We start from the raw sequence: 12,458 nt of genomic DNA on the forward strand, positions 1-12,458 counted from the left end.
CAGGAACATTCCATTACGTGTGCACGGCACGCGTGGTTGAAGCCGGCGATCGTGGCGACCGACCCGAGCAATATTGCCAACGGCAAGAGTAATATCAGGCTGGCGCGCCAATCTAAGGCGATGCTGATCGCCGAGAACAGGCAGAACAAGCCCAGGCCGATTATCGGCAGCGCAATAGAGTTGCTATAAATCGGCGAGATCAAGACGAACAGCGCCGCCGCCGTTGCGGCGAGACGGAGAGGGCCTCCGCGTGGCTCAGTGAGGAAGGCCATTCACAGACCATAACGCAACGGAAGCTCGTCTTCGAGCATCCGTCGCGTCTGGAGTGCTTATTCCAACGTGTGCGTTAGCGTGATCTCGGCATTGAGCGCCTTCGAGATCGGGCAATTCTTCTCGGCATCCGCCGCAAGCGAGGCGAATTGCTCAGGGTCGATGCCAGGCACCGACGCGGTCAGCGTCAGGTCCGAATGGGTTACCTTGAAGCCGGCGCCGTCCTGCTCCAGCTTGACCGCCGCCTTGGTCTCCAGCGTCCCTTCGGTGTAGCCGGCACCCGCCAGTGCGAACGACAACGCCATGGTGAAGCAGCTCGCATGCGCGGCTGCGATCAATTCTTCCGGGTTGGTGCCCTTCTCGTCGCCGAAGCGGGTGTTGAAGCTGTAGGGCGAATCGGCAAGTACGCCCGACTCGGTCGAGACATGGCCTTTGCCGGTCTTGCCGAAGCCGTCGTAGCGGGCGGAAGCGTTGCGGGTTGTCATGGGAAGATCCTTTCGAGTCGTTCGACCGGCAACGCCTAGGCCTTGGCGCGCATCCTGCCACTCCCCATTCAGCTTCGGCTTCCTATATCTGCGTCATCCTGTTGGAGCCGAACGATGACCAGCATTTCGACCCGCCTGTTTGCCGGCGCCGCCTCGCTCGCGCTCGGCGCCGCGATGATCTTCGGGACCGCCGGGGTCGCCGCCGAGACCGCCGTGCGCGCGCCGGCCGCGGTCGTCAGCGTGCCCAATAATGCCACCACCGAAACCGCGGTCTTCGCCGGCGGCTGCTTCTGGGGTGTGCAGGGCGTCTTCCAGCATGTGAAGGGCGTGAAAAACGCCTTGTCCGGCTTCACCGGTGGCGGCGCCAACACCGCCCATTATGAACGCGTATCGGACGGCGATACCGGTCATGCCGAATCGGTGCGCGTTACCTTCGATCCGCGCGTGGTGAGCTACGCCGATCTGCTGCGCATCTATTTCTCGGTGATCACCGATCCGACACAGCTCAATGCGCAAGGCCCCGACACCGGCCCGCAATATCGCTCGGCCCTGTTTCCGACGAGCGAGGCGCAGCGCAAGGTCGCCGCGGCCTATATCGACCAACTGCGCAGGGCCAATCTGTGGAAGAAACCGATCGTGACGCGGCTCGAGCGGGCGCAGGCTTTCTATCCCGCCGAAGGCTATCATCAGGATTACCTGACGCTGCACCCGGACTCAGGCTACATTCGCTACAATGACGCCCCCAAGGTTGCGGCGCTCAAGAAGCTCTATCCCCAATATTGGCGCGACAAGCCGGTATTGGTAAACGGCTGAATCCCGGCACATCCCAACCCGTCATGCTGAACTTGTTTCAGCATCCATCGCGACAAATGCGCGGACGATGGGGAGACACGATGGACCCTGAAACAAGTTCAGGGTGACGGTGGTAATTACGCAGCCAGCGGGAATCTCAGCAGCCGGTTCTCCACCGCGATCAACGCCTGGGCGCTGCGGCCGACGATGCGGGTGATCACGGGATCGTCGGCGTCCATACCGCCGGTCAGCGCCCCAAAGGCGGGCAGGATCAGCTTCGTCCCACTCGCGACGAAGCAGCGCCGCGCGACATTGCGGCCGCGCAGCGTCAGCCGCAGCTTGGGATGGAAATGACCTGAAAGCTCCGGGCGATGCTCGCGCGGGTCCGCCTCGTGGCGCAGCACCAGCCCGTCAATTTCCGCTTCCTCGACGATCTCGCCGCCGCAATGATCGGCCAGGACCGCATCGTGATTGCCGGTAATCCACGTCCAGCGGGTGGCACCGGTCAGGCCGATCAGCCGCGCACGGGCATCGGCGGGCAGGCGCTCGCATCCTTCCTTGTCATGAAAGCTGTCGCCCAGGCACCAGATTTCGCGCGCCTGCGTCTCGACCTGCAACTTGGCCAGCTCGTTCAAAGTCGCGATCGAATCGTAAGGGGGCAACATCTGGCCGCCGCGTGCATACCAGCTCGCTTTCTCCAAGTGCAGATCGGCCACCAGCAGCGCCTCGCGCGCAGGCCAATAGAGCGCCCCTGCGGCCAGCGCAGCCAATTCGACGCCGCAGAACGAAAAGCGAACCATGGCCTGCTATAGGCACCGGGTCATAGCGAGCGCAACCGCCCCCGCCGGCAGAAACGACACGTAATTGGCTTCTTTTGGCGCAGCTTCCCTTTTTCGGTCCCAAGGGTTAAGGCGACGCGCCTTTTCGACAACCCGACTGATTGAGGACTTCGCTTGGCGAAAGAAGAATTGCTGGAAATGCGCGGGCAGGTGGTGGAGCTTCTCCCCAATGCCATGTTCCGCGTGAAGCTGGAAAACGATCACGAGATTCTTGGCCACACCGCCGGCAAGATGCGCAAGAACCGCATCCGCGTGCTGGTCGGTGACGAGGTGCTGGTCGAACTGACCCCTTATGATCTGACCAAGGGCCGGATCACGTATCGCTTCAAGTGACGGTCGCGACCGGCCGGCGTCCCGGCTGACTATCCGCAGCCCCCTAACTCCCGTTCGCCCGGAGCTTGTCGAAGGGCTGTCTTTCTTCTTCGCGGCCGAAAGAGAAGAACAGTGCTTCGACGAGCTCAGCACGAACGGAACGGAGTTGCAGTAATCCGCTGCTTCGCAAGCTGCGGCGCACAATGCGTCTGATCCTCGCCTCGGCCTCGCCGCGCCGGCTCGATCTGCTCGCGCGGATCGGCGTCGAGGTCGCGGCGGTCGATCCTGCCGAGATCGATGAAACCCCATTCCCCGCCGAATCGCCCGCCGATTATGCGCGGCGCATCGCCGCCGCCAAAGCAGTCGCGGTCGCGCCGCGTCACGGGGGGGAGGTCGTGCTGGCCGCCGATACCGTCGTCGCCGTGGGGCGGCGCATCCTGCCCAAGGCGGCGGACATAGCCGAGGTCGCGGTCTGCCTGAAATTACTCGCCGGGCGCCGTCACCGCGTGCTGAGCGCGGTCACCGTGATCGATGCGCAGGGCGTCGCCCGTCATCGCCTGTCGACCAGTATCGTCGCCTTCGGGCCGCTCTCCGCCGCCACGATCCAGGCTTATGCTGAAAGCGGGGAAGGCATCGGCAAGGCCGGCGGCTATGCCATCCAGGGTCGCGCCGAAGCCTTCGTGCGCTTCCTCTCGGGCAGCCATTCGGGTGTGGTCGGCCTGCCTTTGTTCGAAACGCGGGCCCTGTTGCTCACCGCCGGGATCACTCTTGGCTGAATGGCTCTACGAAGCCGGCATCGGCGAGAACCGGGCCGCGCTGATCGACGGCGGACGCATCGTCGAAATGGCGCTCGAGCGTGACGATGATCCCGGGCCCCGACTCGGCGCGGTCCTGCCGGGGCGGCTGACGCGCAAGGCCGATGCATCCGGCCGCGGCCTCGTGACCCTGGCCGGCGGCGCGGCGGTGCAACTCACGCCGGTACCCGCATGGCTGACGGAAGGATCGGCGGTGACCGTTGAGATCACCCGCGAGCCGATCCCCGAGGGCGCTGAGCTCAAGCCGGCGCGGGCGAAGATCGCGGCGGCGGATGCGATGCTTGGCCCTGGGCCCGATCTGCTGACCCGAATCGGGTGCAGCGGCGTCCCGGTGCGACAGCTAGGCCGGTCCGACTCGCTCGACGCTTACGGCTGGTCCGACGCGGTGGAAGAGGCCGCGAGCGGCCTCGTCGCCACGTCCGATCTGCTGCTGCGCATCTCGCCCACGCCCGCGATGACCCTGATCGACGTCGATGGCGCCGGTAGCGCGGTTGAGCTTGGCGTTGCCGGCGCCCGCGCGGCGGGCCAGGCGATCCGTCGCTTCGGGATTGCGGGATCGATCGGGATCGACCTGCCGACCATGACCGCCAAGGCCGATCGTCAAGCCGCCGCCGCCGCGCTCGACGCCGTCCTGCCCCAGCCGTTCGAGCGGACCGCGGTCAACGGCTTCGGCTTTCTCCAGATCGTCCGACGGCGCGAGCGTCCCTCCGTCATCGACCGCATCGCGGCCGATCCGATCGGTGCCGCCGCGCTCGAACTGATCCGCCGGGCGACGCGCGCATCGGGACATGGCGTCTTGACCTTGCACGCCCATCCGCGCGTAATCGCACCCATCGCCGCCCGCGTCGACTGGCTCGACGCGCTGGCGCGGCGTGCCGGCGCAAGTGTCGCCTTGCGGGAGGAAAGCACGCTCGCCATATCGGCCGGACATGCCAGCCGCGCCACGCCTTGATCGATCCGCCTGCCCCGGTTGCGGCAAGCCAGCCGCGCCCGCGCACAAGCCCTTCTGCAGCCAGGGTTGTCGCGACCGCGACCTGATCCAGTGGCTGTCGGACGGCTATCGCATCCCCGGTCCCCCTGCCGAAAGCGATGAGCAGGATTCGGATCGCAACGGGCTGGACAGTTAGCGCGACCCCCCTCTATAGGCGCGCCTCCCGACGCTTCCGTGCCCAGGTAGCTCAGTTGGTAGAGCACGTGACTGAAAATCACGGTGTCGGCGGTTCGATTCCGTCCCTGGGCACCATTCCTCTCCGAAGCGAGGATCATCATGGACTTCGACGACCTCCTCGTCCGCTTTTTCGGCACGGCCGACATCGATACGCTCGATCCCGAACGCCTGCTCAAGGGCGCGGAGCTCGTGCGGTTGCAGTTCGGGCTCGAGCGTGATCCCGACCGTCGCTTCGCGCTATGGTGTCTGATGTATCTGCTCGGCGTCGCGCCGGAGCCCGAGACGGCATTCGACGATGAAGCCGACCGGGAAGCCGCACGCGACTTCATGGATGAGGCGGAGCAGGGGATGAGCGAGGATTAGGCTCAGCTGCCGGCAGTCGGTCCGGTCAGCGGGAAAGTTTCAGGGCCGGCGAATAGTCGGTCATGTTCATGAAGACGCTGTCGACCTTGTCGACCAATTTGCCGTCTATCTCCGATGCCTTGGCGACGCTTTGCCATTCGGGATCGGCGCGAAACGCCTGCCAGTCCGCATCGCGTGCCGCCCGGCTGGGGTAAGCGAGGATGTAGACGACGCGACCGTTGGGCGCGTCCGCGCTTGCGATCTCGTTCCAATAGGCGACGCTGGTCATGCCATGCTTCTTGAAGATCGAAAGCGTGTGTTCGCGAAAGCGCGCATTCAGCGCGTCGAGCTTGCCGGGGGCGGGATAATAGATCCGCAACTCGTAGGTCGCCGTACGCGGATCGAGCGCGTCTGTCTTCGCCTCCGCTCCCACGGCAGCCGTGGCTAGCGAGAGGGCGGCGGCGAACATGCGGATCAAAGGGCTCATCGCAATTGGCTAGCGCGGCTTGTTCCAAAAGAAAACGGGTGGGCGACGCTGGCAGTCGTGCACCTGATCGGGCAGGCAGGAACTTCGCCGCACGCCGGGCTTTCCGGGCTGCTGGGCAACCGCGCGGGGGAGTTCGCCGATGAGTGGCACCGATCTGATGACGCATCTGCAGGTGATCCTGCGCCCCGATCCGTCGCGCACCGTCGTGCGGCCCTTCGAACCTGGTGATCCGGATGGATATGCCAACGGCCACCAATCACGCGTCGACCGCATCGCGCAGCGGATCCTGGCGCTCGACGAAGCGCATCTTCAGGAGGAACTCGGCCGGATTACCGATTCCTTCTCGAATCGGGGGATTGATCCCGAGCAGGTTCTTCTCCGCCGGTTCGAGGAGGTGCAGGGCCTGACGATCGACCGAGCTCAGGTAGGCCACCTCCAGAAGCTCGTGATCGGCGGCTATTTCTGCGAGGAATATTCGTTCGAGGCAGCGGCCTTGTTCAACCCCAGCATCGTCCTGTCGCACGATCAGTCGGGCCTGCCCGACGGCACGATCCGATTCGTCATGGCCTTGCGCGGGATCGGCGAGGGCCATGTCTCCTCGGTCACCTTCCGCATCGGCACGTGGACGCCCGGCGGCGAGGTGACGATCGACGACCCGGGCCCGGGGGGGATTGCGCCGCATATCCAGCGGATCGAGGGCGAGGGCGAGTATCAGACGGTTTATATGGACTGCGGCGGCACGCGCGATGTTTCGGAGACGGTCCTGTTTCCGATCACGCCGGCTCAGCGCCAAGGGATCGAGGATCTCCGCCTCGTTTCGTTCGTGGAGGATGATGGCAGGATCAGCCACCTCGGTACCTACACCGCCTTCAGCGGCCTGGTGGCGCGATCGGAGATGCTGCGCGTCGGCGACGATTTCCACAGCTTCGAGATGCATCCGCTGCGCGGCGCCTGCGCTGCGAGCAAGGGCATGGCGCTGTTTCCGCGCCGGATAAACGGGCGCTACGCCATGCTCAGCCGCCAGGATAACGAGAATGTCTGGTATCTGACGTCCGACGACCTGCTCACCTGGGAAAGCGGAGAGAAGATCATTCCGCCCGAATATTCCTGGGAGTTTGTCCAGATGGGCAATTGCGGCTCGCCGATCGAGATTGACGAGGGCTGGCTCGTGCTGACCCACGGGGTCGGCTCGGTCCGCAATTATTGCATCGGCGCGAGCCTGCTCGACAAGGACGATCCGACCAAGCTCATCAAGCGCATGGAATTGCCGCTCGTTCACCCCAGCCCCAAGGAGCGCGACGGTTACGTGCCGAACGTCGTCTACAGCTGCGGGGGCCTGGTGAAAGATCGCATCTTGCTGCTGCCCTACGGCGTCGCCGACAGCTTCACGACTTTTGCCAGTGTGCCCATCGATGATGTGCTGGCGGCGATGGTGTAGCGCCATCGCATCGCCTACATGAGGGCCGCGGCGCGCGTTGGGCCGCTGGAGGCGCGTCGATGCGGGTATTGCGAGGGCTGTGGAAGCTGCTGGTCGGCGTCAAGGACGCGCTCGTCCTCCTGCTGCTCGTGCTCTTCTTCGGGACGCTTTATGCGGGCCTGACCGCGCGGCCCAATCCCAAACTGGCGGATAGCGGGGCGCTGGTGATCCGGCTCAACGGCACATTGGTCGAGCAGCCGGCCGACGCCGACCCCTTCTCGCTGGTGTCGGGAGACGGACCGGCGACGCGCGAATTCCGGCTGCGCGACGTTGTCCGCGCGCTGCGCTTTGCCGCAACCGACCCGGCGGTGAAGGTCGTGGTGCTCGATCTCGATTCGTTCATCGGCGGCGGGCAGGCCGCCATTGCCGCTGCGGGTGAAGCGGTCGACGCCGTCCGCCGCACCGGCAAGCCGGTGCTGGCCTATGCCACCGGCTATGACGACGACAGCTATCAACTCGCCGCGCATGCCAGCGAGGTCTGGCTCAACCCATTGGGCGCGGTGCTGCTGGCGGGGCCGGGCGCGCCACACCTTTATTATAAGGGCCTGCTCGACAAGATCGGGGTGACCACGCATGTCTATCGCGTCGGCAAGTTCAAGTCGGCGGTCGAGCCCTACACCCGCACAGATCAATCGCCCGAGGCGCGCGCCGCCAATCAGGCACTTGCCGATGCGCTGTGGACAAGCTGGCAGGACGATGTCCGGCAGGCGCGTCCGCTCGCCAAGGTCGCGGCCTATTCCGGGGACCCCGATGCAGCGCTCGTCGCGGCAGGCGGCGACGGCGCGAAGGCGGCAGCGACAGCCGGCCTGGTCGACCGCGTCGGGGACCGCATCGCCTTCGGTCAGCGTGTCATCGGCTTGGCCGGCGCGGACGGCACCGGACAGCCCGGCGGCTTCTCGACCTTGCCGCTCGACCGTTATCTCGCCGCGCACACGGAAGCCGCCGGCGGCCGCGTCGGCGTCGTCACCATTGCCGGCGACATCATCGACGGTACTGCCGGCCCGGGCCGGGCGGGCGGCGAGACCATCGCGCGCCTGCTGGGGGAGGAACTGGGCAAGCGCCGTATCAAGGCGCTGGTGGTGCGGGTCGATTCGCCCGGCGGATCGGTCACCGGCTCGGAACGGATCCGCAGCGCGATCCTCGCCGCCAAGGCGCAGGGCCTTCCGGTGATCGTGTCGATGGGCTCCGTCGCCGCCTCGGGCGGCTATTGGGTCTCGACCCCGGCCACCACGATCTTCGCCGAGCCTTCGACAATCACCGGATCGATCGGCGTATTCGGCATCATCCCGACTTTCGCCGGCAGCTTGCAGAAGCTGGGCCTGTCTGCCGATGGCGTCGCGACGACGCCTTTATCAGGCCAGCCCGATGTGTACCGCGGTACGACGCCGGCCTTCGACGCATTGGTCCAGACCGGCATCGAGAACATCTATGCGCGCTTCACCGGGCTGGTCGCCCGGTCGCGCCGTCTCACCCCGCAGCGCGTTGACGAGATCGGTCAGGGCCATGTCTGGGCCGGCGGGGTCGCCCGCCAGATCGGCCTGGTCGACCGCTTCGGCTCGCTCAACGATGCCATCGCCTTTGCCGCCAGGGCCGCAAACCTGACTGGCGCCGACGCCCAGCCGCGCTGGATCGAGCAGCAGCCCAATGGCTGGAAAGCCTTGCTGCGCGACTGGACGCAGAAGCGCGACAGCGACAGCGATGCGGCGGTCGATCCGTGGACGCGGATGGCACACCGGCCGCAGGAACTGCTGGCGCGCGCGCTCGCGGACGCGCAGGCGCTGGCCTACGGTCCGGCGATCCAGGTGCGCTGCATCGAATGCGGTGTCGCCGAGCCGGCGCGCATCCCGGCGCGGGCGAGCATCGGCGCATTGTTGGCCAAGCAAATCGGGCTTTAGCATGTCGGGGTGACGGTCTTACCCTTATCCATTAGAGCCCACTCCAATGGCAAAAATCGAAACACCCCGGCCGATACGCGGCACTCAGGACATGCTCGGCGAACAGGCCGCCCGCTTCGGCAAGGTCGTGGAAACGTTCGAACGCGTGCGCAAGCTCTACGGCTTCGGCCGGGTCGAGACGCCGGTGTTCGAGGCGACCGCGGTCTTCTCGCGCTCGCTCGGCGAGAGCACCGATGTCGTCTCCAAGGAGATGTACACGTTCGAGGATCGCGGCGGCGACAGTTTGACGCTGCGTCCGGAGTTCACCGCGGGCATTGCGCGCGCTTATCTGACCGAGGGTTGGCAGCGCTTTGCACCCCTCAAGGTCGCCACGCACGGCCCCTTGTTTCGCTACGAACGCCCTCAAAAGGGGCGCTTTCGGCAATTCCATCAGCTCGATGCGGAGATTATCGGCGCGGCGGAACCCGCTTCCGATGTCGAAATATTGACCTTCGCGGACCAGCTTTTGCACGAATTGGGCGTCGCCGATGGCGTGGTTTTGCAGCTTAATACGCTCGGCGACAGCGCGACCCGCGATGCCTGGCGGCAGGCATTGGTCGCCCATTTCGAGGGCGCACGCGACGCTTTGTCGGAGGACAGCGTCGAACGACTGGCCAAGAATCCGCTGCGCATCCTCGACAGCAAGGACCCGCGCGACCGCCCGATCGCCGATGCCGCGCCCGAAATCGACGCCCATATGTCGCGTGAAGCGGGCGCCTTTTTCGAGGCCGTCACCAAGGGATTGGATGCAGCCGGCGTAAAATGGACGCGTAACGCGCGGCTTGTGCGTGGGCTCGATTATTATCGCCATACCGCCTTCGAGTTCGTCACCGACCGCTTGGGCGCGCAGGGCACCGTGCTGGGCGGCGGGCGCTATGACGGCCTGATCGAGACTTTGGGCGGCCCGCACACGCCCGCCGTGGGCTGGGCCGCGGGCATCGAGCGGCTCGCGATGTTGATAGAAGAGCCGGCGGACGATCGCGCTTTTGTCGCGCTGGTGGTAGAGAATGATGCGGTTCTTGAGGCCGGAATCGCGGCCGCAGCCGCGCTTCGCCGCGCCGGGATCGCTGTCGAAATCGTCGCCTCGGGCTCGCCTCGCAAGCGTTATGACCGGGCCGTAAAACTGTCTCCGGGCGCGATTTTGTCGCTCGATCGCGGCGAGGACGGAGGTCCGGTCCGACGCTTCAAGGCGCTTGGTAGTAATGTCGGCGACGTCGAAAGCGTGCTCGCGGGCCTCGCATGATCACGATCCCGCTCGACCGTATTCGCCAGATCGAGGCGCGCCGCGACGAATTGTCCGCGTCGATGGCGCGCGCCGACCTCGCGCCCGACCAGTTCGTGAAATTGTCCAAGGATTATGCTGAGCTGCAGCCGGTAGCCGAAGCCGCGCAGACCGTGCGGCAATTGCGCCAGGAGCAGGAATCGCTCGCGACGATGCTCGAGGAAGAGGGCGTCGATGCAGAGATGAAGGCGATGGCGGCCGACGAGCTGGCCGATTTGCGCGCGCAGCTCGAGGCTGCCGACCGCAAGCTGGCGCTGGCTTTGCTGCCCAAGGATGCCGCGGACGAACGTTCCGCCATCCTCGAAATCCGCGCCGGCACGGGGGGCGATGAAGCCGCCCTATTCGCGGGCGACCTGTTTCGCATGTACCAGCGCTATGCCGACAGCCAGGGCTGGCGGGTCGAGCTGATCTCCGCCTCGGCGGCCGAGATGGGCGGCTATAAGGAAGTCGTCGCCTCGGTCACCGGCCAGGGCGTGTTCGCCAAGCTGAAATTCGAAAGCGGCGTCCACCGCGTCCAGCGCGTGCCCGTCACCGAAAGCGGCGGGCGCATTCACACCTCCGCCGCGACGGTGGCGGTGCTGCCGGAGGCGGAAGAGGTCGACGTGGCAATCGACGAGGCGCGCGACCTGCGCATCGACGTCTATCGTTCGTCCGGACCCGGCGGCCAGTCGGTCAACACCACCGATAGCGCGGTGCGCATCACCCACCTTCCGACCGGGCTGGTCGTCATCCAGCAGGACGAGAAGTCGCAGCACAAGAATAAGGCCAAGGCGCTCAAGGTGCTGCGCGCGCGTCTGTATGAGCAGGAACGGTCGCGGCTCGCCGACGAGCGCGCAGGCGCGCGCAAATCCATGGTAGGTTCAGGCGATCGCAGCGAACGTATCCGCACCTATAATTACCCGCAGGGCCGCGTGACCGACCACCGCATCAATCTGACGCTGCACCGCCTGCCCGAGATCCTCGAAGGCCAGATGGACGAATTGCTCGGCGCGCTGATCGCGGAGGATGAGGCGAGCCGGCTGGCACAGCTCGCCGAGTAGCTATGCTCTCGCTCCTCCTGTTCGCGGCGGCGATCGCGACGACCAAGCCCAAAATGGGGCCGATAGAGATAGAGCGTAAGATGGTCGTCGACGCCGTGCGGGGCTGCCCGGAGGCGGCGAGCGAGGACGAGATCGTGGTCTGCTCGAACGACCGCGGCATCGCCGAGGGATATCGCCTGCCAAAGCTCGATCCGCGGTTCGACGTCACCCTGCGGCCGAAGGGACGCGGCGCGTTGACCGATCGCGATCTCGGCCGTGGCGGGGTCGGCTCCTGTTCCACGACCGGGGCCGGTGGTTCGACCGGTTGCTCGCTGCGCGGGATCAACAATTGGGCCGAGGAGCAACGCCGCAAGAAAGCGGCGGATCGCGCCTACCAGGATCCCAATTGACCGTCGCGCAGGCGCTGCGCGAGGCGGCCGGAGCGCTGTCCGCCGTGAGCGACACCCCCCGGCTCGATGCCGAACTGCTGTTGGCGGATGCCTTGGGAGTGAGCCGTGAGGCGCTGCTGCTGGGCGCGCCCGACACTGCGGTGCCCCCTTCCTTTGCCGAGATGGTAGCGCGGCGGCGTGCGCACGAGCCGGTCGCCTATATCATCGGGAGCCGCGCATTCTGGACGATCGAGCTCGCGGTATCGCCGGCGGTGCTGATCCCGCGGCCCGACAGCGAGACGCTGATCGAGGCGGCGCTCGAGCATTTCCGGGACCGCGCGCCGCGACGTGTGCTGGATCTCGGCACCGGTTCCGGCGCGCTGCTCTTGGCGGCACTCGCGCAATGGCCGGAGGCGACGGGGGTGGGCGTGGATATGAGCGAGGCAGCGCTGGCCGTGGCGCGTGCCAATGCCGAACGGCTGGAGCTGGCGGCGCGCGCAGACTTTATCCATGCCGGTTGGGAAGCGGCCTCCTCTGGCGGGTTCGATCTGGTGCTGTGCAATCCTCCTTATATCGGCACGGGGGAGCAACTGCCGCCGGAAGTGGCGCTGCATGAGCCGGCTTCGGCCTTGTTCGCCGGAAAGGATGGGCTCGACGACTATCGCAGGATCGCGCCGGCTCTGAAGCTTCCGGGCGGCGGAGCGGCGTGCATCGAGGTCGGCACGACGCAGGCGGCGCAAGTGCAGGCGCTGTGCGAAGCCGCGGGTTTCATGACCTATGTTAGGCGTGACCTTGCCGGCCATGACCGCTGCGTCGTCGCGACGCCGTCTGCGTGATTACCCCTTGG

Annotated in this window: 16 protein-coding genes and 1 tRNA gene; 14 read left to right on the top strand and 3 right to left on the bottom strand. The window is 66.0% G+C overall.

What is annotated here, in order from left to right; all coding sequences use genetic code 11:
* Positions 1-36 precede the first annotated feature (36 nt).
* On the top strand, positions 37-189 hold the full coding sequence (locus DX905_RS16060; RefSeq protein WP_162875557.1) for a hypothetical protein: 153 nt from the start codon (positions 37-39) through the stop codon (positions 187-189).
* Between the two features lie 140 nt (positions 190-329).
* On the opposite strand, the gene DX905_RS10305 is transcribed toward DX905_RS16060, so the two are convergent.
* Positions 330-755 carry an OsmC family protein gene (locus tag DX905_RS10305; RefSeq protein ID WP_116091266.1) on the bottom strand — a complete coding sequence of 142 codons (426 nt, stop codon included), beginning with the start codon at positions 753-755 and terminating at the stop codon, positions 330-332.
* Between the two features lie 114 nt (positions 756-869).
* Between DX905_RS10305 and msrA the strand changes: the two genes are divergently transcribed.
* Complete coding sequence (gene msrA / locus DX905_RS10310) at positions 870-1,568, top strand: peptide-methionine (S)-S-oxide reductase MsrA (protein WP_116091267.1); 699 nt, start codon at positions 870-872, stop codon at positions 1,566-1,568.
* Between the two features lie 116 nt (positions 1,569-1,684).
* Here the strand turns inward: msrA and pdeM are convergent, their stop codons facing one another.
* Positions 1,685-2,347, bottom strand: a complete 663-nt coding sequence (pdeM, locus tag DX905_RS10315) for a ligase-associated DNA damage response endonuclease PdeM (protein WP_116091268.1) — start codon at positions 2,345-2,347, stop codon at positions 1,685-1,687.
* 153 nt (positions 2,348-2,500) lie between these two features.
* On the opposite strand from pdeM, the gene infA reads away from it, so the two are divergent.
* The 6 genes from infA to DX905_RS10345 all read left to right on the top strand — a co-directional run bounded on the left by infA (position 2,501) and on the right by DX905_RS10345 (position 5,044).
* On the top strand, positions 2,501-2,719 hold the full coding sequence (infA, locus tag DX905_RS10320) for a translation initiation factor IF-1 (protein ID WP_010162480.1): 219 nt from the start codon (positions 2,501-2,503) through the stop codon (positions 2,717-2,719).
* Positions 2,720-2,901: 182 nt separating this feature from the next.
* Positions 2,902-3,474, top strand: a complete 573-nt coding sequence (locus tag DX905_RS10325; protein ID WP_116091269.1) for a Maf family protein — start codon at positions 2,902-2,904, stop codon at positions 3,472-3,474.
* The gene (locus tag DX905_RS10330; RefSeq protein ID WP_116091270.1) at positions 3,467-4,465 is read left to right on the top strand and encodes a ribonuclease; all 999 of its coding nucleotides are present in this window, start codon (positions 3,467-3,469) and stop codon (positions 4,463-4,465) included. Before DX905_RS10325 ends, DX905_RS10330 begins: the two co-directional genes overlap by 8 nt.
* Positions 4,443-4,640, top strand: coding sequence for a DNA gyrase inhibitor YacG (locus DX905_RS10335; protein WP_116091271.1), 198 nt, complete (start codon positions 4,443-4,445; stop codon positions 4,638-4,640). The genes DX905_RS10330 and DX905_RS10335 overlap by 23 nt, the downstream gene beginning before the upstream one ends.
* A gap of 40 nt (positions 4,641-4,680) precedes the next feature.
* Positions 4,681-4,756, top strand: a tRNA-Phe gene (locus DX905_RS10340).
* Positions 4,757-4,780: 24 nt separating this feature from the next.
* Positions 4,781-5,044, top strand: a complete 264-nt coding sequence (locus DX905_RS10345) for a hypothetical protein (protein ID WP_116091272.1) — start codon at positions 4,781-4,783, stop codon at positions 5,042-5,044.
* A 25-nt stretch (positions 5,045-5,069) separates the two neighbouring features.
* Here DX905_RS10345 and DX905_RS10350 read toward each other — a convergent pair whose 3' ends face one another.
* Positions 5,070-5,510 carry an NIPSNAP family protein gene (locus DX905_RS10350; RefSeq protein WP_240320815.1) on the bottom strand — a complete coding sequence of 147 codons (441 nt, stop codon included), beginning with the start codon at positions 5,508-5,510 and terminating at the stop codon, positions 5,070-5,072.
* Positions 5,511-5,649: 139 nt separating this feature from the next.
* On the opposite strand from DX905_RS10350, the gene DX905_RS10355 reads away from it, so the two are divergent.
* The 6 genes from DX905_RS10355 to prmC are packed head-to-tail and all read left to right on the top strand — an operon-like array spanning position 5,650 to position 12,447.
* Positions 5,650-6,948 carry a glycoside hydrolase family 130 protein gene (locus DX905_RS10355; protein WP_116091273.1) on the top strand — a complete coding sequence of 433 codons (1,299 nt, stop codon included), beginning with the start codon at positions 5,650-5,652 and terminating at the stop codon, positions 6,946-6,948.
* A gap of 59 nt (positions 6,949-7,007) precedes the next feature.
* Positions 7,008-8,882, top strand: a complete 1,875-nt coding sequence (sppA, locus tag DX905_RS10360; RefSeq protein ID WP_116091274.1) for a signal peptide peptidase SppA — start codon at positions 7,008-7,010, stop codon at positions 8,880-8,882.
* 46 nt (positions 8,883-8,928) lie between these two features.
* On the top strand, positions 8,929-10,164 hold the full coding sequence (gene hisS, locus DX905_RS10365) for a histidine--tRNA ligase (protein ID WP_116091275.1): 1,236 nt from the start codon (positions 8,929-8,931) through the stop codon (positions 10,162-10,164).
* Positions 10,161-11,243, top strand: coding sequence for a peptide chain release factor 1 (gene prfA / locus DX905_RS10370; protein ID WP_116091276.1), 1,083 nt, complete (start codon positions 10,161-10,163; stop codon positions 11,241-11,243). The genes hisS and prfA overlap by 4 nt, the downstream gene beginning before the upstream one ends.
* A gap of 2 nt (positions 11,244-11,245) precedes the next feature.
* Complete coding sequence (locus DX905_RS10375; protein ID WP_116091277.1) at positions 11,246-11,632, top strand: hypothetical protein; 387 nt, start codon at positions 11,246-11,248, stop codon at positions 11,630-11,632.
* Positions 11,629-12,447, top strand: coding sequence for a peptide chain release factor N(5)-glutamine methyltransferase (gene prmC / locus DX905_RS10380; RefSeq protein ID WP_116091278.1), 819 nt, complete (start codon positions 11,629-11,631; stop codon positions 12,445-12,447). Before DX905_RS10375 ends, prmC begins: the two co-directional genes overlap by 4 nt.
* Positions 12,448-12,458: the final 11 nt, after the last annotated feature.

This window comes from Sphingomonas crusticola, assembly GCF_003391115.1.
Taxonomy (GTDB): Bacteria; Pseudomonadota; Alphaproteobacteria; order Sphingomonadales; family Sphingomonadaceae; genus Sphingomonas_I; species Sphingomonas_I crusticola.